The organism is Maribacter sp. (genome assembly GCF_039974175.1).
Taxonomy (GTDB): Bacteria; Bacteroidota; Bacteroidia; order Flavobacteriales; family Flavobacteriaceae; genus Maribacter_C.
Genome location: NZ_JBDWJN010000009.1, coordinates 47,039 through 71,304 on the forward strand (window position 1 = coordinate 47,039; position 24,266 = coordinate 71,304).

19 protein-coding genes are annotated in these 24,266 nt (G+C 40.3%); 8 read left to right on the forward strand and 11 right to left on the reverse strand.

The annotated features are described in order from the left end of the window. Positions 1-26: 26 nt before the first annotated feature. Together ABJN95_RS06690 and ABJN95_RS06695 are read right to left on the reverse strand one after the other, a co-directional pair. Positions 27-470, reverse strand: a complete 444-nt coding sequence (locus tag ABJN95_RS06690) for a hypothetical protein (protein WP_348369522.1) — start codon at positions 468-470, stop codon at positions 27-29. Positions 471-658: 188 nt separating this feature from the next. Then, the gene (locus tag ABJN95_RS06695) at positions 659-4,333 is read right to left on the reverse strand and encodes a T9SS type A sorting domain-containing protein (protein WP_348369524.1); all 3,675 of its coding nucleotides are present in this window, start codon (positions 4,331-4,333) and stop codon (positions 659-661) included. Positions 4,334-4,513: 180 nt separating this feature from the next. On the opposite strand from ABJN95_RS06695, the gene ABJN95_RS06700 reads away from it, so the two are divergent. The 4 genes from ABJN95_RS06700 to ABJN95_RS06715 all read left to right on the forward strand — a co-directional run bounded on the left by ABJN95_RS06700 (position 4,514) and on the right by ABJN95_RS06715 (position 8,526). Continuing rightward, positions 4,514-5,644, forward strand: coding sequence for an SPFH domain-containing protein (locus ABJN95_RS06700; protein ID WP_348369525.1), 1,131 nt, complete (start codon positions 4,514-4,516; stop codon positions 5,642-5,644). Between the two features lie 4 nt (positions 5,645-5,648). Continuing rightward, positions 5,649-6,734 carry a DNA helicase PriA gene (locus ABJN95_RS06705; RefSeq protein ID WP_348369527.1) on the forward strand — a complete coding sequence of 362 codons (1,086 nt, stop codon included), beginning with the start codon at positions 5,649-5,651 and terminating at the stop codon, positions 6,732-6,734. Then, positions 6,731-7,468 carry a metallophosphoesterase gene (locus ABJN95_RS06710; protein WP_348369529.1) on the forward strand — a complete coding sequence of 246 codons (738 nt, stop codon included), beginning with the start codon at positions 6,731-6,733 and terminating at the stop codon, positions 7,466-7,468. Before ABJN95_RS06705 ends, ABJN95_RS06710 begins: the two co-directional genes overlap by 4 nt. 62 nt (positions 7,469-7,530) lie before the next feature. Next, a complete protein-coding gene (locus ABJN95_RS06715; RefSeq protein WP_348369531.1) occupies positions 7,531-8,526 on the forward strand; it encodes an acyl-ACP desaturase in 996 nt (331 codons plus the stop codon). Between the two features lie 82 nt (positions 8,527-8,608). Here the strand turns inward: ABJN95_RS06715 and ABJN95_RS06720 are convergent, their stop codons facing one another. Both ABJN95_RS06720 and ABJN95_RS06725 read right to left on the reverse strand, forming a co-directional pair. Beyond that, on the reverse strand, positions 8,609-9,181 hold the full coding sequence (locus ABJN95_RS06720; protein WP_348369533.1) for a hypothetical protein: 573 nt from the start codon (positions 9,179-9,181) through the stop codon (positions 8,609-8,611). A 22-nt stretch (positions 9,182-9,203) separates the two neighbouring features. Then, positions 9,204-10,118 carry an OmpA family protein gene (locus tag ABJN95_RS06725; RefSeq protein WP_348369535.1) on the reverse strand — a complete coding sequence of 305 codons (915 nt, stop codon included), beginning with the start codon at positions 10,116-10,118 and terminating at the stop codon, positions 9,204-9,206. Positions 10,119-10,613: 495 nt separating this feature from the next. On the opposite strand from ABJN95_RS06725, the gene ABJN95_RS06730 reads away from it, so the two are divergent. Then, positions 10,614-10,748, forward strand: a complete 135-nt coding sequence (locus ABJN95_RS06730) for a hypothetical protein (protein WP_348369537.1) — start codon at positions 10,614-10,616, stop codon at positions 10,746-10,748. Positions 10,749-11,087: 339 nt separating this feature from the next. On the opposite strand, the gene ABJN95_RS06735 is transcribed toward ABJN95_RS06730, so the two are convergent. The 6 genes from ABJN95_RS06735 to ABJN95_RS06760 form a co-directional block, all read right to left on the reverse strand. Beyond that, positions 11,088-12,641 (reverse strand): aldehyde dehydrogenase family protein, encoded by a 1,554-nt coding sequence (locus tag ABJN95_RS06735; RefSeq protein WP_348369539.1) that lies wholly within the window; start codon positions 12,639-12,641, stop codon positions 11,088-11,090. Between the two features lie 64 nt (positions 12,642-12,705). Next, positions 12,706-13,107, reverse strand: coding sequence for a nuclear transport factor 2 family protein (locus ABJN95_RS06740; protein ID WP_348369541.1), 402 nt, complete (start codon positions 13,105-13,107; stop codon positions 12,706-12,708). Positions 13,108-13,111: 4 nt separating this feature from the next. Next, the gene (locus ABJN95_RS06745) at positions 13,112-13,564 is read right to left on the reverse strand and encodes a nuclear transport factor 2 family protein (protein ID WP_348369542.1); all 453 of its coding nucleotides are present in this window, start codon (positions 13,562-13,564) and stop codon (positions 13,112-13,114) included. Positions 13,565-13,585: 21 nt separating this feature from the next. Then, entirely contained in the window at positions 13,586-13,957 is a 372-nt protein-coding gene (locus ABJN95_RS06750) for a DUF1304 domain-containing protein (protein ID WP_348369544.1), read from the reverse strand. A gap of 5 nt (positions 13,958-13,962) precedes the next feature. Next, complete coding sequence (locus ABJN95_RS06755; RefSeq protein WP_348369546.1) at positions 13,963-14,505, reverse strand: 3-hydroxyanthranilate 3,4-dioxygenase; 543 nt, start codon at positions 14,503-14,505, stop codon at positions 13,963-13,965. 100 nt (positions 14,506-14,605) lie between these two features. Next, positions 14,606-15,082, reverse strand: coding sequence for a CAP domain-containing protein (locus tag ABJN95_RS06760; protein ID WP_348369548.1), 477 nt, complete (start codon positions 15,080-15,082; stop codon positions 14,606-14,608). Positions 15,083-15,433: 351 nt separating this feature from the next. Between ABJN95_RS06760 and ABJN95_RS06765 the strand changes: the two genes are divergently transcribed. Beyond that, complete coding sequence (locus tag ABJN95_RS06765; RefSeq protein ID WP_348369550.1) at positions 15,434-20,953, forward strand: MG2 domain-containing protein; 5,520 nt, start codon at positions 15,434-15,436, stop codon at positions 20,951-20,953. A gap of 82 nt (positions 20,954-21,035) precedes the next feature. On the opposite strand, the gene ABJN95_RS06770 is transcribed toward ABJN95_RS06765, so the two are convergent. Continuing rightward, entirely contained in the window at positions 21,036-22,169 is a 1,134-nt protein-coding gene (locus tag ABJN95_RS06770) for a DUF819 family protein (protein WP_348369552.1), read from the reverse strand. Positions 22,170-22,222: 53 nt separating this feature from the next. Between ABJN95_RS06770 and ABJN95_RS06775 the strand changes: the two genes are divergently transcribed. After that, complete coding sequence (locus tag ABJN95_RS06775; RefSeq protein ID WP_348369554.1) at positions 22,223-23,179, forward strand: ornithine cyclodeaminase family protein; 957 nt, start codon at positions 22,223-22,225, stop codon at positions 23,177-23,179. Continuing rightward, a complete protein-coding gene (locus ABJN95_RS06780; RefSeq protein ID WP_348369556.1) occupies positions 23,172-24,236 on the forward strand; it encodes a proline racemase family protein in 1,065 nt (354 codons plus the stop codon). Before ABJN95_RS06775 ends, ABJN95_RS06780 begins: the two co-directional genes overlap by 8 nt. The last annotated feature ends 30 nt before the right edge of the window (positions 24,237-24,266 follow it).

Sequence of the window (24,266 nt, forward strand, 5' to 3'; positions counted from 1 at the left end):
GCGGCAAGATAATGACAAAAATAAGCTTACTCTAAAATCTTATATGAAATTATGGTGAAGTAGGTTTTTGAAGCATCTCTACAAAGCGATTCTTTAGCTTTGACTTCAATGTGATTGTCTGCGGATAAATCTTTGGGAGCCAACATAAAATTCATCAGAGCCTCATCGTCTTTGTTAGGTGAGTTAACTATGCTTGAGCCTCTTTCCACGACCTCCTGAATTTGCATTTTCATGACATTTGTTTTTGATAAACCACAAATATCCTTTCCAGAATCATATACCTCCATTACTTTGACTTTTAAGGTAATCTCTCCCGGATTCATACTTTCTTGTATAGGAGGAGTGGTATTTGTCTCGGTATGATCAACAGACTCAACAGGATTTTCACCACCCTCAAGAGGGGCTTCTTTGGTAACTGGGTCACAGCTATTTCCGACAAGAAATAGTAACACTACGATTAAAGCTTTCATTGGTACGGATTTATAGTATTTAAAATAAGAAATTGATTGTCGACGAACTGAAATTTTAACAGCAAAAAATCAAATGTTGTCTTGGCCTTCTAACCATAGATACGTAATTTTTAATGATTTCGGATGATAACCAATTAAAAAAGGTCTGGAATTTCCAGACCTTTTTAGTTATTGATTAACCTTTTTGATTAACGTTTTACGATACTAAAACTTTTATTGGTATTTGCACCGCTAATTTTCACTAGATACAATCCAGTAGGATTACCGGAAGCATCCCATGAGAAGGTTCGCGTGGCATCAATGTCTGACTTTTCATATACCAGCTGCCCTATGATGTTATAAACTCTGGTGGAAACCCGGGCATCTGGATTATCCTTTAATGAAAAGAAGAATTCAGATGAAGAAGGATTAGGCCAAACTGTGGTAATAATATTGGTTTCAACCTCGGCCAGATTTTCACTTCCCAAAGGAGCGTCTAGTACACGGGCCGTTTCAGCTACAGTTTCTTCTTCCCCAGCTTGATTCACCATCCCGAAAATCTGGAATACCATATCCTCAGGTGGTGCCACGAAAGCTACCGATTGAGCTGTCCAATCCGTTGCCCCTGTTCCAAATAGATCAAATTCATCTTTAAAAGCAGCTTCGTTTCCGATAACATTAGCCTGGGTAAACCAAAACCACTGTTCTTGGTTAGCCCCAAAGGCCAAATTCGTGTATACAGAAAGCCAATATGACCCACTTGATAGTTCAACCACCTCCGGCAATTCTAATTGCAGGTTGGTATCTAAAGGTTCAGAGGTAGGAACTATTGAACCGCTATTGTAAATCTCTTGACCTGGTGCACCGTTGTTATCAGCGTAAATAACCACTGTGGCATCTGTTAATTGAGGGCCATTGTTGGCCGCTCCGTAAGCAACAATCTCTCTAACCTTCCACGAACTTCCTTCGGGAACAATGAAATCATCGGCTGATTGCGCCAATGCTCCAAAATCAGTAAAGAATTGAGAGGGACTTGAACTTGAAATCGGATCAACTTGCTGATAAATTGCAGATTCAAGCACATTTACTGTAAACCCTTCTGATACCTGCTCTTTCCCAGAAGTTGCAATCAATCCTATGGCTGCACTTCCTTCCGTATCGGCAGCAATAATTGAAATTTTTAAGGTATTGCCATCCAATTCTGCAGCAATAAGCTCAGGATTGCTGTTCGTAAGCTCGATGTTGATTTCTCTTCTTTTCCTCTCGTTTACAAACAAACCAGTAATATCTACTTCGAAAGGATCACTGTTAATAGGCACTGTTCTATCAGCCAATAAATAGGCAACACTCAAGTTCGGCTCTGGCCTTTCACGAACATAAAAGTTCGCACTATAAACTCCGTTACCATGAACTCCCGCTGCGACGAAACCATCTGACCGGGTCTTAACTTGTGTGACCACGCCGTTGCCAATACGCAATGGTTCGCGATACCAACGTGTGTTTTTACCTTGAAGTTTATAGGTAAAATAAAGCCCAGTACTGGTTCCTACGAAATAACCATCGTTATTACCGTTCATAGCAAACCAGCGAACAGAAGGTCCGTTTCCTGTACCGTCTTTGTTTTCTTCTAAATTTCCACTAATATCTTTCCAGGTATCTCCTGCATTTCTAGTGACGAATACACTAGGAATTCCATAGTTAGAGAACACAGCGAAAACACGATCTGGATTTTTAGGGTCTACATAAATATTATTGACGTTTCCTGGAGGCAATCCTTTGCCTGTAGAGATGTCAATAGCTTCTTGATCATCTATATTGGCGTTTTCCATCTTAAAGATCATTCCTGAAGATGTGCCGTAATACAAACGATTAGCGATTGGAAATTTGGAAACATCCAAAGCTGTGATCTGAGATTGATCGGGTGTTGCAGTCTGTGTAAGTTCTGACCAATTTACAGATGCCGGAGCATTCGAAAACAATGGAATTTCGTCCAAATTACTGTTGCGCCACATACGGTCACCAGCTGGCATGTACATAATATTATCATTTACCGGATCTAGTATGAATGGGGCAATAAAGCTAAATCCTGTAGCCCCTGCTGGTTGTACCCTAGTAAAGGAAACAAAAGCGCCAGCTTCATCAAAATTAAGTCGGTATACAAAGCCGCCCTGAGCAGAAACGTATTGCGTTAATCCTCCATCAGCAATAGCATTATAAGCTCCGTCACCGCTGAATTGATCTACCCAAGGTTCATCAATACTTTTCGAATTGGTAAACCAAGTACTGTTATCTTGAAAACCGGCTAACAAATCATCACTGTTAGCTTCCGGATCAAAAGAAATTGCATAAGGTTGTGTGGTAATATACTTGTTGTTCAGTGAAGTCCACTCCACGCGATCGGTATTGGTAATATCATCTGTCAAAGACAACCCACCGTCATGAGATGAAACTGCCCTGTTTGGGTCAGAAGGTAAAAATACCAAGTTGTGTTGATCAGGATGTTGGTTCGGATAAAGTGTGATGTCGTTTGTAGTGTTATAGCCTCCTATCCAACTCTCAGCACCAATAGGCGTCGTAAACCCGTCTGTCGATCGATATAGGTTTGTTCCGCCTAGGAAGATCAAATCAGGATTTGTCGGATGCACTTTGATTACCATGTTGTAAGCACCTTGGAGGTTTAAATTTCCAACAGGCCCACCAATTGTTGTTGGTAAATTTGCGCTTAAATCAACCCATTGTTCTTCAGGAGTTTCGGCGTCTGCTTGATACCTCCATAAGAACGCTTCGGAAAAATCAGCAGCGTTGTAAGAGAAAAAGTATATACGATTCTCATCAGATGGGTCATAAGCCATTACCGTTCTACCGAAAGCAGGTACGATATTTTCTGGAGTTATATTAACAAATACATCATCGTCACCTAGCACATAGAAACCTGCATTTTCAGCTCCAAAAATGTCTACTGTGGCGTAGATTTTCCCATTTGGGGTAATCATCACCTCGGTTTGACTATCGAAAGCACTTGGAAGTATTTGCTCAAACTCACCTCTTGCCTTTTTCGATCTAAACAAGCCATCAAAGGTAGCAGCATATAAGTCACCGGTAGCAGGGTCAATAGCTATGCTATTGATAATGTCTAAAGAAGTAATACTCGTTAAGTCGTTATCATTGGAATCGCGTAGTGGAAACCAAGAACGTCCTTTGTTGACCGATTTGTAAATACCCGTACCCGTGTAAAAAGCGCCGCCAGCGCTTGCGGAATTTCCGTAACGTTCTCCTGATGCATAGTACCAAACATTACTTCTGTTTTTTCTAGGGTCTTGAACTATAGCCGTAATACTTGGTGATTGACTAAGCCGTGTTACTTTTTTCCAGCTCTGACCTAAATTCGTAGATCTCCAAAGACCCCCTGAAACACCACCTGCGAATACTATATTTTCGTCTCGACGATCAAGAGCTAATGCACGCGTACGACCACCAACATTACCAGGTCCTCTATTCTTCCAATACGAATACCTGCTTCTAGCTGACATTTCGGAAGATTTCTTCGAAGCTTCCGATTCAAGACTCCTTTCTAGAATCTTGTCAGAGAATTCAGCTTCCAGCAACTTAATGCTTTCCGGAATCTCTTTGGTAAACGGATTTTGAATCAGTTGTCTTTCGTATTCCAACCTATCTAGCGCGCGATCTGCAATTCGTTTTGCTTTGGCATCGGTCGGCCCCGTTTTACTATCATAAATTTTACCTTGCTTGTAGACGGCTCGCCCATTTTTGGCGGTTTCGTCATGCGTTGTTTTCAAATCTTGTGCTTGCCCTTGGAAAGAAAAAGTTAGCATTCCAACTAGCAAAACAGACCCAAAAACGCTTTTGAGTAATTTTGTTTTCATAGAGAGTTCTTTAAATTAATTAGTTGGGAAGAAAGTATGAATAAAATGTTAAAGAACTAAACTGTTTTCCTCAATTTCGATGAAATACATACTTATTTTTTCACCTCCTGTTAAATTCTCCTTTTTGCACCCCTTCAAAGAAATTCATACCTTTTCAGAAACTATTAAAAACGAAAAGTAATGGGCTTATTTGATGAAATAAAAAAGAAACTCAGTCATGAATTTATTGACATTGTAGAGTGGCTTGATAATACCAACGACACCATTGTTCACCGCTTTGAGCGCTATCAAAATGAAATAAAGAACAATGCGAAATTAATCGTTCGCGAAGGACAAACGGCCGTTTTTATAAACGAAGGAACGCTTGCCGATGTTTTTTCCCCTGGCACCTACGATTTGACAACCCAAAACTTGCCAATATTAGCTACCCTTAAGGGATGGAAGTACGGTTTTGATAGCCCGTTTAAAGCTGAGGTGTATTTTGTAAATACAAGATTGTTTACAGATGAGAAGTGGGGAACCAAAAACCCTTTTATGCTTAGCGATGAGCGTTTTGGATTGGTAGAGATACGTGCTTTTGGGACTTATAGTTTTAGAATTAGCGATCCAGGCAAATTTGTAGTTGACGTAGTTGGCACAGATGGAAATTTTACCAACTATGAAGTCAATGAACATTTAAAAAGTTTAATAGTTACTCGTTTTACAGATACGGTTGGAGAGGCGAACCTTCCTGTTGAATTGTATGCTGCAAATACTTCTGAACTTTCAGAAACTTGTCAAGAGGTTATGCAGCCTGAATTCGGTAGGGTAGGTATTGAGTTGGAAAAATTCTATATCGAAAATGTATCAATGCCTGAGGAACTAAAAAAAGAAATCTTCGAGTACAGTCGATTAGACAAACTTGATATGACTAAGTTGGCACAATTCAAAGCTGCCAAAGCTATGGAAGCCGCAGCAAAAAATGAAGGTGGAACAGCAGGTGCTGGTATGGGCATGGGAATGGGCTTTGTGTTGGCGCAACAAATGGGAGGTATGATGAATACACAAGGACAACAGCAAGGTTTTGGTGCTCCTCAACAAGCCACGCCTCCACCCATGCCAATGCAGGTAATGTACCACTATGCTAGCAATGGGCAACAAATGGGTCCGGTATCTATTGATAAGTTAAAGGAGTTATTTGCAAGCAGAGCTATCAACAAAGATTCACTGGTCTGGAAGCAGGGTATGCCAAATTGGGCAGCCTTAAAAGATGTTGAAGAACTAAAATCATTCTTAGGAGGTAGTGCACCACCACCATTGCCTACAGCATAATTCAATGCAGGAAGAAAAGTTAAATTCCGAACATAAAAAGGCCTGTGCCAATTGCGGCGCAGAACTGAAGTTTAAACCAGGCTCGCATCAACTAAAATGTGAGTATTGTGGGTATGAGGAATTTATTGAGCAGAATAAAAGTAGTTTCGAAGAACTTGAGCTACAACACTATTTAAAGGTCGTTGGCGAGAACGCCTATACCAATACCATTGATTTACTCAACTGTAAACATTGCGGTGCCAACCAACATGTAGAGGAAAACTACAAATCATTAAGCTGTGTGTATTGTGGTGAGCCACTGATAAGAGAAGATATTGAAAAAGAAGGTTGGATCTTACCTGGGGCACTGGTTCCTTTTCAGTTAGATGCAAAAAAAGCAAGGGGTATTTTCAAGAACTGGGTTAGCAGCATTTGGTTTGCACCCTCCAATTTAAAACGAGCGGCTTTAGACCCCGAAGGCTTACACGGACTTTATGTACCCTACTGGACTTTTGACGCCAACCTGTATGCGGCTTATCAAGGGCAACGGGGTGACTATTATTACGAGAATAGACGGGTAAGAACAAAAAATGGATACCGCAACCAACGGGTTCAAAAAACGAGGTGGTCGCAAGCATCGGGTTCAGTAAAAGGGTTCGTCGACGATATTTTGATCAATGCATCCCAAAAGAAAAGAAGAGATATTCCTTCTAAAATAGCTTTTTGGGATACCAATAAGTTAGTGACGTTTAATTCAAAGTACCTTTCAGGGTTTGTAACTGAAAAGTATACGATCTCCTTAAAGGAAGGTCATCATCAGTCTTTTCAAGAAGCCAAACACATTGCCCACAATTGGATTCGGCGAGACATTGGTGGCGATACCCAGCGTATCTCACATTCAGATATCAAGTTGTCTGATGAAACCTTTAAGCATATTTTACTCCCAGTTTATATAAGTTCCTATCGGTATAATGGCAAGGAATATCACTTCTATATCAATGGGCAGACAGGCGCTTTGAGCGGAACTCGCCCCTATTCTTTTTGGAAGATTTTCTTTTTGGTTCTTTTTATCATTGTAATCATTGCGGTAATTGCGATTTTTGCAGAATGAGCGAACACAGAACCTTGGTTATTGGCGATATCCATTCCGCATTAAAGGCTTTAGAGCAAGTGTTGACAAGAGCTGAGGTTACCGTTGAAGATACCCTTATTTTTTTGGGAGATTACATTGATGGGTGGAGTACAGCTGTTGAAACAATCGATTTCCTCTTGGCACTTAAGAAAACCCATAAGTGCATATTTATTAGGGGCAATCATGATGAACTTGGTTATGATTGGCTTAAAGCAGGGGAAGACAATCCGGTTTGGCTTAAGCATGGCGGTGAAGCTACAAGGGCCTCCTATGAAAAGGCAGATGCCAAAACTATAGCAGCGCATTTGATTTTTTACGAAGGTCTTGAAAACTATTTCCTAGATTCGAGTAACAGACTTTTTTTGCACGCTGGGTTTACCAACCTTAAAGGAGTAGAACACGAATACTTTACCAAAACTTTGTATTGGGATAGAACACTTTGGGAGTTGGCACAGTCGCTTAACCCAAATTTGTCGAAAGATGACCAGTACTATCCGAGTAGGCTAACGCATTATAAGGAAATTTATATCGGGCATACACCCATATCAAAAGTACGTTCTGAGCTGGTTCCGAAAAAGGGTGCTAATGTCTGGAACATGGATACCGGTGCCGCGTTTAAAGGGCCGCTTTCCATTATGGATGTCAATACGAAAGAAGTATGGCAAAGTGACCCAGTGCATACCTTATATCAAAATGAAAGAGGAAGAAATTAAAATAGCTATGAGGTTCTGTGAATAACGACTTATAATTTACGAACTTTGTAAAAACTTAAAGAATGGTAGAAAAGAATATAAGGTTAGAGGTTATGCAAGCAATTGAGCATAAGGTTGAAGGGTTTATAGACTCTTTCCTTATCCCAATTGAAGACATATGGCAGCCGACCGATTTTTTACCAGATTCTCAAAGTGACGGATTTTTAGATGCCGTTGAAACACTTCGCGGAGAATCAAAAGAATTGGGTTATGACTTCTGGGTCACCATGGTTGCTGACACAATTACTGAGGAAGCGCTGCCAACCTATGAATCTTGGTTGATGGATGTTGAAGGTATCAATCAGCATGATGGCAAGAAAAATGGTTGGTCTAAATGGGTACGTGCCTGGACCGGAGAAGAAAATCGTCACGGTGATGTTCTGAATAAGTATTTATACCTATCGGGAAGAGTGAATATGCGTGAAGTGGAAATTACAACCCAGCATTTAATTTCTGATGGATTTGATATCGGTACAGATAGAGACCCATACAAGAATTTCGTTTATACCTCCTTTCAAGAATTGGCAACAAATATATCGCATAAAAGAGTGGGCCAAATGGCTAAGAAAAAAGGCAATGCGCTACTTGGAAAAATGTGCACCATTATCGCTGGTGATGAAATGCGCCATCATTTGGCATATCGCGAGTTTGTAAAAACAATAATTGGAGAAGATCCCTCTGGAATGATGTTGGCCTTTGCCGATATGATGAAAAAGAAAATTGTTATGCCAGCTCACTTCTTACGCGAATCTGGAGGAAGCATAGGTACTGCTTTTGAGAATTTTTCGAATTGTGCACAGCGTTTGGGGGTATATACCGCTCAAGACTATATAGATATATTAAGCAAACTAAACTCCTATTGGGAGCTAGATGCTTTACGCGGTTTAACTGATGAAGCCGAAAAAGCTAGAGACTATTTGATGAAACTACCTTCGAGACTATTGCGCATCTCGGAACGTATGCAATTTCCAGAAGATCAATATCGCTTCAAATGGGTAGAAGCCAACGGAATGATTTAAAAACCGAATAAAGTTTCACTAAAAAAGGTGGGCCACAGAAGTTTCTGCGGCCCACCTTTTCGATTATGGAAGAATGATTTGATTATAATTTTCCATGGTCGTGCTCGTCTTGCCATTTTGCAAGTTCGGCCCATTTGCCTTCATAACACATTTTGGCTTGCATTGGCCAAGAAGCAGGGTCGTGAACCTTGTAGCGATCGCCACCGCCGTCAAGAATTTCTTGACATCTGGCTACTGCTGTTTCAGATAGGGCTTTCCAAGTTGTGATACCTCCGTCATGGAACATACCTGCAATTTTGGGTCCAATACCTTCAACTACTTTAAGATCATCTTCTTTGATGGCCTTGCCCATTGCCGCCTTAGCTGCCGCGGCGTCAAAAGGAATTTTCGCCTCCTCAGGTGAACTTGCCGCTAACGAAGCCGCTGCCGTTGCTGCACCAGCTGCCGCTACTGTTCCAGCCGCTTTTAGCTTCCCATTACAAGCGTCGAGATCAGCTTGAAGCTTGGCATTCTTATCTTTCCAAGCGTTGAGTTCTGCTGAATTGTCGATAGTAGTACTTGAACCTTTACCAATGAGGTAACCAAGAATTCCACAGATTGCACCTACAAGTAGGGGAATTAACCAGCACCAAATGTTCATATTTTCAAAATCCATTTTCTATTATTTTATAAGTTAATTATTTGTTTAATGTGACAACAGTTCTTCTGTTCTTGGCTCTTCCGGCTTCAGTTGAATTGCTCTCTACAGGTGAATCAGGGCCTTCAGAAGAGGTTTTGATTTTTGCTTCGGCGATTCCATTTTGTGCCAAATAAGACTTTGCAAAATCGGCTCTCTCTTGACCTAAGCGAACATTTGGAGCACGACGACCCACATTGTCTGTATGGCCGACAACGCTACACATGGCGCCTTCTACCTTATCTAGATATCTTGAAATATCGGCAACTTTTTGACGCTGTTCCGCGCTAAGATTAATTGAAGCTTGATTTGTTTCAAAATAAAGTACAAGAGGGTTGGCCGTTATTTTATCATACAGCGCATTCATTGCATCCTCAGCATCAGCCGCTTTGTCAGCAAGGCCGTATGCAATAGGACCTAAGAATATTTGGTCTTTTGCAACCATGTCATCCATCAACTGGCCCATAGTGTTGATTTGGGCTGATGGGATTCCGTTATCTACGAAGTGGTTCTTAACCGCATTCGCACGTGCTAAGCCAAGATTCGGAAACATAGATTCATTGGTCTCATCGCTCTTGTAATATCCAGTTAGATTAATGACCTTACCTGCGTTTTCTGCTAGGAAAGTTTTTAAGCTTGCTATGCCATCAGTGACCTTTGAGGAAATTGGCATCAAAATCGATGAGGACGACATATTAAAGTTGTAATTGTCGTTTTCATTGTACGCATAATCGCCATCACTAAAAGCGAAGGGATATGATGTAGCTACGGGAGTTACTGGTGCTGGAGTAACCGCTTCCTTTACAGGCTCCTTTTCTACGGGAGCACCGCATGAACTGCAGCACGTAATATAGAAATACGTGCCAGCAAGAATGGTAATGAGCATCAGCAACAGGTTTGTTGTTGTTTTTGTCATTGTTAAAAATGATTAAGTGTTGAATCTACAATGTATTAAAAAAAATCCTTAAAATGTTAAATAAATGTGAATTAAATCTTATGTATCGGTAAGTAAGTATTTTGAATTTGTGTAAGTAATACATGGCTTAGCCGTCATCTTTATGTTATTTATACAGTTTTTGATACCATTCATATAATTAGGGTATCAGATTTTTTAAGAATTTTTGATATTGCATGAAAATATTTAATGAAGCCCTATCACTCCCGACAAAGATCCGGCATTGCGATAGGGTTTTGTTTTTGTGCATCTTTAGGAAAATGTTGGAAAAAGGAAAATGTTTTTAAATAATGGTGTTTACCTTTTAATTTTTAAGACATTCATATATAAGAAAGGAAACAAATAGCTATTATTTACCATTTACACAAGAAAACTGTCCAACAGTACAATGTTGAAAAAGATAAATACACCTTCACACTATATTTGAAAAAGATTTGAACCTAGAACAGCATGGATATGAAAACAGAGATAATAAAAATATTGACTTTTGCATGTATGGTATTGGTTCTTGGCACACAGGCACTTCTTCACGGAAGCTGGAGAGTTCAAGAAACGGAGCCGCTAAAGTCAAAAAATGGAGGTAATTTATAAGACTTCCATATAAAAATTAGTGTTTGAGTTAGTTTGGTTAATCCCGCTGTTATGTCAAAACTACCAATCGGGGGAACGGGTAGATTTTGAATAGCAGCGGGTTTTTTACGCTTTTGTTTGTTAACCATTCAAAGAACCATATATAAAATAGGTAACACTAGTGTTTAACTAGTATACAGAAGAATTTACACCCACCAAAATACGCTTTCAATTTCTAGATAAGAAAGGTTTTTGGGGTGTTATTGACATAGAAAGCTCCTAATTGTTTGAGCCAGTTTGCTAGTCAGCGGATGAAGGAGCTAAACAATTAGGAGCTTTCTAATGTAAACTAGAAGGGGTTTACAAGTCAAATTTAATACCCTGTGCCAAAGGAAGTTCAGTTGTATAGTTTATGGTATTGGTTTGACGGCGCATATATACTTTCCAAGCATCAGAACCGCTTTCGCGACCTCCACCGGTTTCTTTCTCACCTCCAAAAGCTCCGCCTATCTCGGCGCCCGAAGTTCCTATATTGACATTGGCAATACCACAATCACTACCGTTTTGACTTAAGAAGCGTTCTGCTTCTCGTAGGTTGTTCGTCATGATGGCCGATGAAAGTCCTTGAACGACACCGTTTTGAACGGCTATTGCATTTTCAACATCACCTGAATATTTTATTAGGTAAAGTACCGGAGCAAAAGTTTCATGCTGTACGATATCAAAATCGTTTTTGGCTTCGGCAATGGCAGGTTTTACATAACAGCCACTTTCATAGCCTTTCCCTTCTAACACACCGCCTTCTACAATTACTTTTCCGCCTTCAGCAACCACCTTTTCAAGAGCTTTGTTATAATGACCTACGGCCTCTGTATCTATTAACGGCCCAACGTGGTTAGTTTCATCCAATGGATTTCCGATTCGCAATTGGGCATAGGCATCCACCACGGCATCCTTAACTTTGTCATATATTGATTCGTGAATAATCAATCTTCGGGTTGAAGTACAACGCTGGCCTGCAGTGCCTACGGCCCCGAAGACTGCTCCAATCACAGTCATTTTAATATCCGCATCAGGAGTAACAATTATGGCGTTGTTACCACCTAGCTCCAACAACGACTTACCTAATCTAGCCGCAACCGCCTGCGCTACCATTTTACCCATTCGAATAGAACCCGTAGCAGAAACCAGAGGAATACGACCATCTTGGGTCATCATTTCACCCACTTTATAATCTCCGTTGATCAAACAAGAAATTCCTTCTGGTAAACCGTTTGCCTTGAAAACTTCTGCTGCTATATTTTGACAGGCAACGCCACATAATGGTGTCTTTTCAGAAGGTTTCCATACACATACGTCTCCACAAATCCAGGCTAAAGCTGTATTCCAAGCCCAAACGGCAACAGGAAAATTAAAAGCAGAAATGATGCCAACCACCCCTAATGGATGATACTGTTCGTACATTCTATGGCCTGGTCTTTCAGAATGCATGGTAAGACCATGCAATTGCCTTGAAAGTCCGACCGCGAAATCGCAGATATCGATCATCTCTTGAACTTCTCCCAAACCTTCTTGGTAGCTTTTTCCCATTTCATAGGAAACCAATTTTCCAAGTGGTTCTTTTAATTCACGCAATTTTTCCCCAAACTGTCGCACAACCTCTCCTCTTAGGGGAGCCGGTTTTTGCCGCCAAGTAATGAATGCCGAACTAGCAGTAGATAGTACCTTTTCGTAATCTTTTTTTGAAGTGCTTTTCACCTTTCCAATCAAGGCGCCATCAACAGGAGAGTATGATTCTATAATTTCCCCAGAGGAAAAGTTCGTGGTGCCCGTTGAAGTTCCTTCGTTGATTTCTTTAATTCCTAAGGCTTTCAAAGCTTCAGTTATACCGAATTCGGCTGCTATTTTTGACATTTTATAACTTTTTGAACGTGATTTGTTACATTTTTTGCAAAGCTACGAATAAACTACCGATTTACTACTCCTTTTTAAGGACGGAGATTTTGAAAATCTTTTCCTTGTCTACCTCGTATATGAGCACCAATTCTAAGACTCCTTCATTGCCATTTCGTCCTGTAATGCGTTCGTGGTCAATAACTCTATTTCCGAAAACTGTGCGTGTTAGAATAGTGGAATGCAATTTGGGAGAAGCTTCAAATAAATCACCATAGAATGCTTTGCAGGCCTTGTATCCTTTAAGAGTAACTTTGCCTGAGGAAAAATCATGAAGGCTAATGTTTTCGGCAATGACAGACATAAACCCATCGATATCTCGGTTGTTATAGGTTTCCAATTGTTTTTGCACTACTTCTTCTGGAGTCATTTGGGCGGATAAGGGTATAAACATTAAGATTGTGAAAATTGTGACAATACTTTTCATGCTTTCAATGCTTTCCAGAATCCTTAAACTGCCATAGTACATTCACAATTTGCCATTTCCCATTCAGTTTCACAATGTGCATATAATCAATCCATTCATCGGCAATTAGTTTTACGGATGCTGTCTTATCAAAAACGTCAAGAATAATAACCTTTTTTGTTGGATTTTCAGGAAACTTATCTCCATTTTGATTATAGGTTTCGGCTAACAAAATCATGGCATCCGTAAAGGTTTCTTTAAGGTATTCTTTTTTCGTTTTTTTATTGGTCCAAAAAGTTCTTTTAACCATTCTAGGGTGAGCGGCACGTTCAAATTGCTCTGGTTCTAAATTGTGCTGTGATTCAATATAGTCTAATGCGGCTTGCCTAATGTTCAAAGAGTCTTGTTGCGTTTGTGCGTTAACACCATAATTTATTGAGAAAAAAAGACACACCAAAAAAATCGAAAATTGCTTCATAAAAAATCGTTTTAGGTGCTATTAGCTGTTCTTCGACAAAAGTATGAGAAGAATTGCTATTAAGGCAGGCAGGGCCTGAATAAAGAATATTTTCTTGGTGACGGTTAACGCACCATAAATGCCGGCAACGGCAACACAGCCTAAAAAGAAAAGAGCAATGTTGCTACTCCAGTACGTGTCGTCTATAAAATATGTCCAGATTAACCCGGCTGCTAAAAACCCATTATACAACCCTTGATTGGCAGCCATGGGTTTGGTGGGTTCGAACAATTCTGACGGAAAGTTTCGAAATACTTTACGCCCTTTGGTCGTCCACGCAAACATTTCAAAGTATAGAAAATAGAGATGGAGTAGCGCAACTAATCCGATTAAAACGTTGATTGTTAATTCCATAGTTTTTATTTTTCTTCGGTGATAAAACGTTGGTCTACTGGCATAACAGTTCCGCAATTATCACAAGTTCTTAATTTTTCAGAACCATAGAAATGCTTGAAATGCCCAAGAAAATCCTTTTCGATATCGTTCAATGTAAAATAGGCCTCGTAGAGTTTGTGATTGCAGTTGTCACAGAACCATAGCAATCCGTCATCAACCTCCATTTCAGCGCGTTTTCGCTCAACTACCAGACCAATACTTCCGGCATGACGAACAGGAGAATGCGGCACTTTAGCCGGATGCAAATACATATCTCCAGCACCTAATTTCATGGTTTTCTTTTGTCCGTCCTCTTGAATATGCACCTCAATAGTTCCTTCTAACTGATAGAAAAGTTCTTCGGTCTCATTATAATGGTAGTCTTTTCTAGCATTAGGCCCCGCCACAACCATAACAATATAATCGCCTGCATCTTTATAGAGATTTCTATTTCCTACTGGAGGCTTTAGCGTGTCGCGATTTTCATCAATCCATTTATTGAGGTTAAAGGGAGGTGCAATTGACATAAAATAAAAATTGAGTATCGTCCGCTCTCGTTAAAAGCAAATAGAGAGGAACAAGAGATTCAATCAAATTTAAGAAAAGAAATCCGCTTTACGCGCTACCTTATCTGAAGAATATCTGGGTAAAATAGAAGTCACCTGAAGTATTCATTTTGACACTAACCGCGGTATGGGAAAAGTCGCCTTCCATTGTTTTTTTGTGGCTCGAACTATTTAGCCAACCTTGAAAGGCATCAGCTGCATTCGTATAATCTTTGGCAACATTCTCAGCTACAAACTCAGCACTTACCTGAGAAGAGATTTTCGAAGCCCTTGAACTGAAGTTATCGTGATTGATGCTTCCTATCGAAATCATATAATCGTTATGCTGATTGGCATATTCATAGGCAACTTCACTGAATTGCAAAGCAGATTGCCCCAATGAAATGCGATGGTCATTTACGATCCCTAACAATTCTTGTTCTACTTCTTTAGCGTTCTCTGCCTCAGGAATACTTGTAATTTCTAACGGCTCTTTACTGCAAGAGGCCAAAGTACATACAAATAAAACGAGGGCAACATAGTGCATTCTCATTTTCATACTACAGTTCTATTTGTAAGTAGGTGTTCTAAGAGTAAAGTAGGTAAAAGAGATGTGGGGTGTTCTCGTGTTCTAGAGCCAACTGGGGACGTTAGCGTCAGTAATGATACATAAAATACAGGCCTCATCTATGTAAAAAGTGGTTTTTTCGACGAATTGCACTTTTATATAAAATTTTAGTAAGTCAAAACGTACGTCCTTAACACAAGTTTGATTAATGTCTTAACAAAGTAATAAATAAACGACCGATTCCGTTCTAACAGAAAATGGGGGTATTTGGGGCTTCATATTCACCGTATATTGGTATGGATTTTGTTTTGAACTCCACTATCTTTAACAAAACACTTTTCCATGAAAATCAGGTCATTTTTATGCATTTCTCTTTTCATTATCGCTCTTGTTGGATGCAAACAAAAATTGGTATCTCCAGCGGAACAATTCGAAAACCTCAATAAATATCAAGCGTATATCACCGAAGTTTCTCACGGAATTATATCTGCCCAAAGTGACGTGCGCGTTGTGCTGAATACACCTATCGAAGCATGGAATAATGGTGATGAGCTAGATTCAGATTTACTTCTTGTTTCTCCAAAAACAAAGGGGAAAGTGGTTTCTTTAGATAAACGAACCATTGCTTTTATTCCCGAAAACGGATTCAAACAAGATACGGAATATCAATTTACCCTAGCGCTTTCCGAAATCGAAAAAGATCTTCCTAACGAGCTAAAAACATTGACCTTCGGTGTCAAAACCTTAAAACAGCAATTCAATATTTATACCAATGCATTGCAATCGTATTCTAAAAGCCGACAGTATATTAATGGACAATTAAGAGCCTCGGATATTCTTTCTTTAACAACCGCAAAACAATTATTATCGGTTAAGCATAAAGGAAAAGCAATCAGTGTCAAGTTCGATGCTGCTGTTGAAAGAGGAACACAGTTTCAATTTAAAATCGATAGCATTCAACGCTATGATGAAGATTCCGATTTGGAAATCGCTTGGGACGGTACCAAATTTAATATCGAAAGCTCCGGAAAGAATACCATCAAGATTTCGGGAAAAAATAACTTCACTGTTCTCGACGCATCGGTGGAAACTGGTGAAAGTCAAGTCGTATTGATCAACTTCTCTGACCCTGTTAAAAAAGGGCAAAATTTTAAAGGATTGGTAACACTTGATGGCGCTTCAAAACCCAAATACGCCGTTGAAGGCAATACGCTCAAATTGTATCCTTCAACTGAACTGAAAGGTTCGGCAAAACTAGAGGTATTGCCTGGCATTCAAAGTGAGGATGGGTATAAGCTGAAAAGCAACTTTGAACAAAACCTAGCTTTCGAACAGCCTAAGCCACAAATACGCTTACTTTCAAACGGAACTATATTACCTTCCTCGAACAATCTAAAAATTAATTTTGAAGCTGTGAACCTCAAGGCTGTCGATCTGTCGGTTTTTAAAATTTATGAGGATAACATACTTCAGTTTTTACAGACGAATACGATCAATGGCAGCTCCAATTTGAGGAGTGTTGCTCGGCCAATTGCTAAAAAGAAAATAGTACTGGAAAATAACTTATCGGTTTCTACAAGCAAATGGGCGGCACATGCCATTGATTTAAGTGCGTTGATTTCTCCTGAAGTCGGGGCTATGTATCGTGTTGAATTTAATTTTCGACCGGCTTACAGTACCTATAAATGTGACAATGATAACTTTGATGATACTGATGCTGAGGCAGACAATTTTGATGAAGAACAAGAAGACAGTTCTTGGGATGGTATTGAGAATTATTATGATGAGTATGGCTACTATAATTACAACTGGAACGAACGTGAAAACCCCTGTGACAAATCCTATTTTTTTGATAAAAAGATAGGAACAAATGTTTTGGCTACCGATCTCGGGGTTACCATAAAACGTGGGGCCAACAAAAGTTACTTTGTCGCTGTCAGCGATATTTTAAATACCAACCCTATAGCGGGGGCGAAAGTTACTTTTTACAATTTTCAGCAGCAGCCAGTGGGTTATGTAACCACAGATGCGGAGGGTACTGCGATTTTCGACTCTGAAAAGGCAGCCTTTTTTGCCATTGTTGAAAATAACGGACAAAAGAATTACCTGAGATTGAATGACGGTAATGCGCTTTCCGTAAGTAAATTTAATGTTTCGGGTACGCGTTTGCAGAAAGGTGTCAAAGGGTTCATCTTTGGTGAACGTGGGGTTTGGCGACCTGGAGATAACATATTCTTATCTTTTATGTTGAACGATAATGCAAATAAATTACCAGCTAACCACCCTGTCAAGCTAGAACTGATAGATCCTTATAATAAAATCGTTCATCGCGAAGTTTCCAAAGCCGGACTTAACAATTTCTTCCATTTCAATCTCAAAACCGATGAAAACGCGCCTACCGGAAATTGGCTGGCCAAAGTTTCCGTTGGAGGAGCATCCTTTACTAAAACCCTTAAGATAGAGACCATCAAACCGAATCGTTTGAAAATAAAAACGGACTTTGATGCGGAGGTTTTGAATGCAAACAAACCTATCAAAGGGGCTATGGAAGTGAAATGGTTGCACGGGGCAATTGCTAAAAACCTAAAAGCAGATATTACGTCTAAATTCAATGCTGTACGAACAAAATTCGAGACCTTTCCAGGATATATTTTTGATGACCCTACACGTCGTTTTTCTTCAGAAGACCAGGTGGTTTTTGATAGCAAAATAGATGGAGAAGGAAAGGCTAGCTTTAGCCTCAATCCGCAATTGACTAGCAAGGCTCCGGGAATGTTGAATGCAGCCTTCATCACTAAAGTCTATGAAAATGGCGGTGATTTTAGTACTGACGTTTTTACCAAACCCTATTCTCCGTATAATACTTATATCGGTCTGAATGCCCCAAAAGGCGACAAGACCAGAGGGATGTTATTGACCGATGTAAAACACGAATTCGAAGTAGTTTCTGTAGATGAAAATGGAAAGGCTAAAGCAACTAAAAACTTGAAAGTATCTGTCTTCAAAGTAAGTTGGAGGTGGTGGTGGGATACTTCTGCTGATAACCTCTCGTCTTTCAGTAGCAGTGAGTACCGTGATTTGCTTTTTGAGAAAACAATTAGCACAAACGCTGCAGGTAAGGCAAGTTTTGATTTCGAATTAAAATACCCAGATTGGGGAAGATATTTGGTACGTGTTGAAGACCCGAATGGCGGTCACGCTACAGGAAAAGCGGTTTATATCGACTGGCCAGGCTGGGCTGGAAAATCACGAAAAGGAGACCCGTCTGCTGCCACAATGTTAGTATTTTCTACAGACAAAGAGACTTATAATGTTGGAGAAACCGCCACGGTTACCTTCCCGAGTTCATTTGGTGGCCGAGCGTTGGTTACTGTTGAGAACGGTAGTGAGGTATTGCAATCGATGTGGGTGGAGACCGTTGAAGGAGAGACAAAGTTCCAGTTGCCGATTACGACACTTTATACCCCCAATGTGTTCATACATATCTCGTCTTTGCAACCCCATGCATCTACCAAAAATGACGCACCTATTCGTATGTACGGGCTTAGCGGAATCAGTGTAGAAGACCAGAATACGAAACTAGAACCTGTAGTTGCGATGCCCGATGTTTTGCGTCCTGAAGAAACCATTGAGGTGAAGGTAAATGAGAAGAACGGGAAAGCTATGACCTATAGTATTGCTATTGTAGATGAAGGGTTGTTGGATTTGACACGATTTAAAACTCCAAACCCCTGGAATACCTTCTACGCCAAAGAAGCCTTGGGGGTAAAAACCTGGGATGTGTATGACGATGTCATCGGAGCTTACGGCGGCAGACTCGACCAGGTATTTGCTGTCGGGGGTGATGGAGAATTAGCGGGCGCGAAGAACAAAAAAGCGAACCGATTTGAACCTATGGTGGTGCATTTAGGACCATTCAGTTTAGCGGCAAGTGAAACAAAGTCGCATGAGATTAAGATTCCGAAATATGTTGGTTCGGTACGAACGATGATAGTCGCCGCAGATAATAGTAAAGCAGCCTACGGACAGGTTGAAAAAACGACGCCGGTTCGCAAACCCTTGATGATTTTAGCTTCCTTGCCGAGAAAGATCACCCCAGGTGAAAAAGTGTCCTTACCCGTTACGGTTTTCGCCATGGCAAAAAAGGTCAAAACGGTTACTTTGAGCATTAAACAAGACAGGGCATTTACTATTGAAGGAGAGCAGACGCAAAAGTTGTCATTTGCGCAACCCGATGAAAAGATGGCCTATTTTCAATTAAATGTTTCTAATTTTTCTGGAATTGGAAAAGTTGTTGTTGAAGCTTCGGGTGGTGGTGAAACGGCGTCATTCGAAATTCCCATCGATGTGGTCAATCCGAATCCTGCCATTTCTGAGACTACAGGTATTGTCTTAAATGCTAACGAAAGCCAAACCATGAACTTGGAAACTTTTGGAATTGCAGGAAGCAACGCTGCTGAAATTGAATTTTCGACCTTGCCTCCCATGAACTTTAACGGTCGCATGAAGTACTTGATTCGTTATCCACACGGTTGCGTAGAGCAGACCACCTCAGGAGCATTTCCACAGTTGTTCCTTTCTGATGTTTTTGACCTCCCCACTGATAAGAAAAAAAGTATGCAACAGCATATTAACCGAGGCATCAAACGCTTAGGAGGGTTTCAAAAACCAGGTGGAGGATTCTCCTACTGGCCTGGTCAAAATGACGTTAACGACTGGGGTACTACCTACGCCGGACATTTCTTGTTAGAAGCGGAAAAAAAGGGTTATGTTTTACCTATTGGTTTCAAATCAAGTTGGGTTAAATACCAACAGAATGTAGCCAAGCAATGGCGGGCAAGAGAGAATTCTGATTTAGCGCAAGCATACCGATTATACACCTTGGCGCTTTCAGGAAATGCCGATATCGCCAGTATGAACCGCCTTCGCGAAAGTAAGGGAGTTTCGAATGAAGCGAAATTTCGTTTGGCTACAGCCTATGCTATTATAGGTCAGGCAAATGTTGCTAAAAAGATTTTAAGCACCGCCAGACTAGATGTAGAGAACAACAAATACTACTATTATACCTATGGCTCATCTGATAGAAATAGCGCTATGGCTTTGGAAACTTATGTATTGATGAAAGACAAGACCAAAGCGCAAGAGCTCGCAAAAAGGATCGCCAAAAATCTCTCCGATAAGCGATACATGAGCACCCAAAGTACTGCATATAGCTTAATGGCCATGGCCAAGTTTGCCGAAATGATTGGAGGAAAAGGAATTAAAACCAGCCTAACGGTTAATGGAAAGTTAGAAAGTATACGAACTGAGAAAACTTTGGCGAATAGACCTATACAAGTCATAAAAGGAGGTAATAGCATCACGGTCAAAAACGAAGAAAGCAACACCGTTTATGTGAATATTATTAATAGCGGAATTCTTCCTGTTGGTGATGAAAAAGTGGTGCAGAAGAATCTTGCTGCAATAACAGTCTTTAAAGGCAGAAACGGATCAATTCTAAACCCTAGCAAAATTACCCAAGGAACAGACTTTATTGCCGAGGTTACGTTGACCAATACGAGTTCCAATAGCTTAAAAGATATAGCTTTGACGGAGATCTTTCCAAGCGGTTGGGAAATAGTAAATACGCGTTTCACCGATTTTGGAAGTTTTGCTCAAAACCAGGTCAACTATACCGATTTACGAGGTGATCGTGCCAACTTCCATTTTGATTTGAAGGGCAACGAAACAAAAACGTTGAGAATTCTGTTGAACGCTTCTTTTCTAGGCAGGTATTACTTACCTGGAGTTCAAGCCGAAGCGATGTATGACAACGATTACGTGGTGAGAACAAAAGGGCAATGGGTGGAGGTAGTTCAGTAGGAGCGCTAGATGTTATGTGCTGGAAACACGAACTTGTAATTTTTCACCTCTTGAGAAACTTGGAGTACGCTATGGGCTATAGTTATAGTATTCCAACTACCAAAAACCCCAAATAAGTACCTAAGGCATTACCTAGAGTGCCAACGAGAATAGCGGGTAACACCAGCTCATTTCTATTTAGCGATTCAGCAATAGCAATAGCGCTTGTGCTACCGCCTACATTAGCTTGGCTAACGATTGCAATCATATCCCAATCTCTATAGGTCAAACCGCCAATACCAATCATTAAAATACCGTGAAAAAATACGGCCAAAGCGGTAAACAGTAAAAGCGTTATCCCCGTGTCTTTGAGCTCCAGCACCGCATCGATTTCGCAGTATGCCCCAATAACCGCTAGAAACAGATACAACGAATACATGCCTAGGCTGCGGCTACCGCTGAGTTTTGCGATATAGGGTATTTGGGCCAATACGATACCAAGGGTGGAAAGGGTCAATATAAAAGGAATTTGTGGTAACACCTGCTTGATGAGGTCGGAAAGGTAAAAAGCGGCCGCCCCAAGAAAAAATAACCACATCATAGATGCTAAGTTCAACGCATCTGAAGCATTGGCCACTTCCTTTTGAGCTTTTAGCGTTACTTTTTTGTCCTTCCATAAAGGTCTCAGAAGAGCTGGAATCGCTAAGGTCACTATTATCCAGATGGTGGTCATTACATTATCTACGGCAATAGTACCTGCATATAGGGCTCCTTCTTTTTGAAAGTCATACTCTAAGGCAATGGCATTGAAATTGACACTGCCACCGGTATAGGTACCAGTGAGCATACCTGCAATTATATCACCCTTATCGCCAAGAACGTTCTGTGGTGAAACAAGATACCACGAACCCAAAATGCCGAGAACGGTAGCCAACGAACCAATCAAAAACAAGATGATCATAGGTGCCCCCGCCTTCTTTAATGATTGCAAATTAATTTCGAGTAATAGGTAAAAAATACCAAGAGGTGCGAGGTATTTAAAAATACCATCATATAAGGCAATCGCATTAGAGGCGGAAGGAATCAGACTCAAATTGGCCAATACCGCAGTAAACACTATTACCAATAAGGCTGCACTTAGTTTGCCACCTAATTTGGTCTTGGCGGCCTGCATTGACAATAGCACCATTAAACATAAAATCGCCAAGACATAAATAGGGTTTTCAATAAAGTTCATGCTTAAATATAGTAAATGATATGGCCTTTGATATATTTCCATATTTTTAGAATATGGAACCAACCGTCCAGATCAGTGATGACTTCATAAATGACAACACCAATTTTGCGGAACTGATTTCTGCTTTGAAACTAGGTTTTACCTCTAGAGATATAGTAGTGCCTCAGCGTCATCATCATGATTTTCCTAATCCTGAAATGGGTAAGGATTCTACATTATTTCTAATGCCGGCCTGGAACCCGAGTAAAGAGGCGGGTGTAAAAATTGCTACGGTTAGCCCTGAAAATGAGCAGTTTGAGTTGCCTTCTGTTCAAGCTATTTACGTTCTATTGAATGCGAAAAAAGGAACAGTTAAGGCGATTATTCAATCCAAGAGTTTAACAGCAAAGCGTACCGCAGCTGCATCTGCCTTGGCTTCTTCCTATTTATCTAAAACGAATTCCACATCGTTATTGATGATAGGAACGGGAGCACTTTCTACAAATTTAATTCGCGCGCATGCACAGGTAAGGCCCATTAAACACGTGTATGTTTGGGGGAGGAATATTGAAAATGCAAAGCAAGTATGCAATCAGTTTCAAAATGAAAACTTTAGCTGTGAAGTCATACCTAGCATTGCCGAAAAAATATCTGAAGTAGATATTGTAAGCTGTGCTACGCTGTCAAAAGTTCCATTGGTATTGGGAAAACATCTAATGGCAGGGCAACATATCGATTTGGTTGGGGCATATAGAAAAGATATGCGAGAGGCAGATGATGAGGCGATAAAAAAAGCATCTGTTTTTGTAGATACTTTTGGTGGTACTGAAGAGAGTGGAGACCTTTTTGTACCTCTTGAATCAGGAATTCTAAAGGCGAATGATATACAAGGAGATTTATTTTCGCTTTGTTCGGGAAAAGCTAAAGGAAGAATAGATGATGAAGAAATTACGCTTTTTAAATCTGTCGGGTATGCACTTGAAGACTTAGTGGCTGCATCCTATTATTACAAAAAATTTATACATGGGTAGTACGTTTCAGAAGATAAAAAGTCAAACGAATTTTAATCCGCCCAAAGATTGGTTACAGATTAAAACCGTTGACATGCACACAGGGGGTGAACCCTTGAGGGTAATCGTCTCGGGCTTTCCAGAGCTCCAAGGAAACTCAGTTTTGGAATATCGTCGTTTTTGCAAGGAGTATTATGACCATTTACGAACTGCTCTGATGTTTGAACCGCGGGGGCATGCCGATATGTACGGTTGTATTTTAGTGCCACCAAATGATGACGATGGTGATTTTGGCATCCTTTTCTTGCATAACGAAGGGTATAGCACTATGTGCGGGCACGCCATAATCGCGATTGCAACTTTGGCCATCGAGATGCATTGGATTGAGGTAGAAGAAGGAGATAACATCTTAAAAGTAGACGCCCCCTGCGGACGAATTACGGCTTTTGCCCAAGTCAAAAACTCCAAAGTTATGGGAGTGCGATTTCACTGTGTAGCAAGTTTTGTGGTCGGCTTGGATAAAGTAGTTGAGGTACAAGGCTTAGGTAAGGTAACCTATGATTTAGCTTATGGAGGTGCATTTTATGCTTATGTTGATATGAAGAAAAATAATTTCGATTTCGACTTGAGCACAAATTCGTATCGCACATTGATTTCCAAAGGAATGGATATCAAACGAGCGGTGATGCAGCAAGAACAAAACATCTTACATCCTTTCGAAGAAGATTTAAGCTTTTTGTACGGCACTATTTTTATTGGAGATTCTGATGCAGCTGAGATTAACAGCAAAAACGTTTGCATTTTTGCTGAGGGTGAAGTTGACCGATGCCCAACAGGTTCTGGTGTTTCAGGAAGAATGGCGATTCACAAGCAAAGAAAAGAAATTGATCTTGGTGCGACCATGACCATAGAAAGTATTACCGGTTCGGTCTTTAAAGGTTCAGTGATATCTGAAGTAGATTATGGTCCGTTTAAAGCGGTTATTCCGCAAGTGGAAGGAACAGCTTTTATTACAGGAACACATACCTTTTGTATTGACCCCAATGACCCTATGAAAAACGGATTTATTTTGAGATGACATTTCATTTGTTAAGTAGTCGCGAAAAAC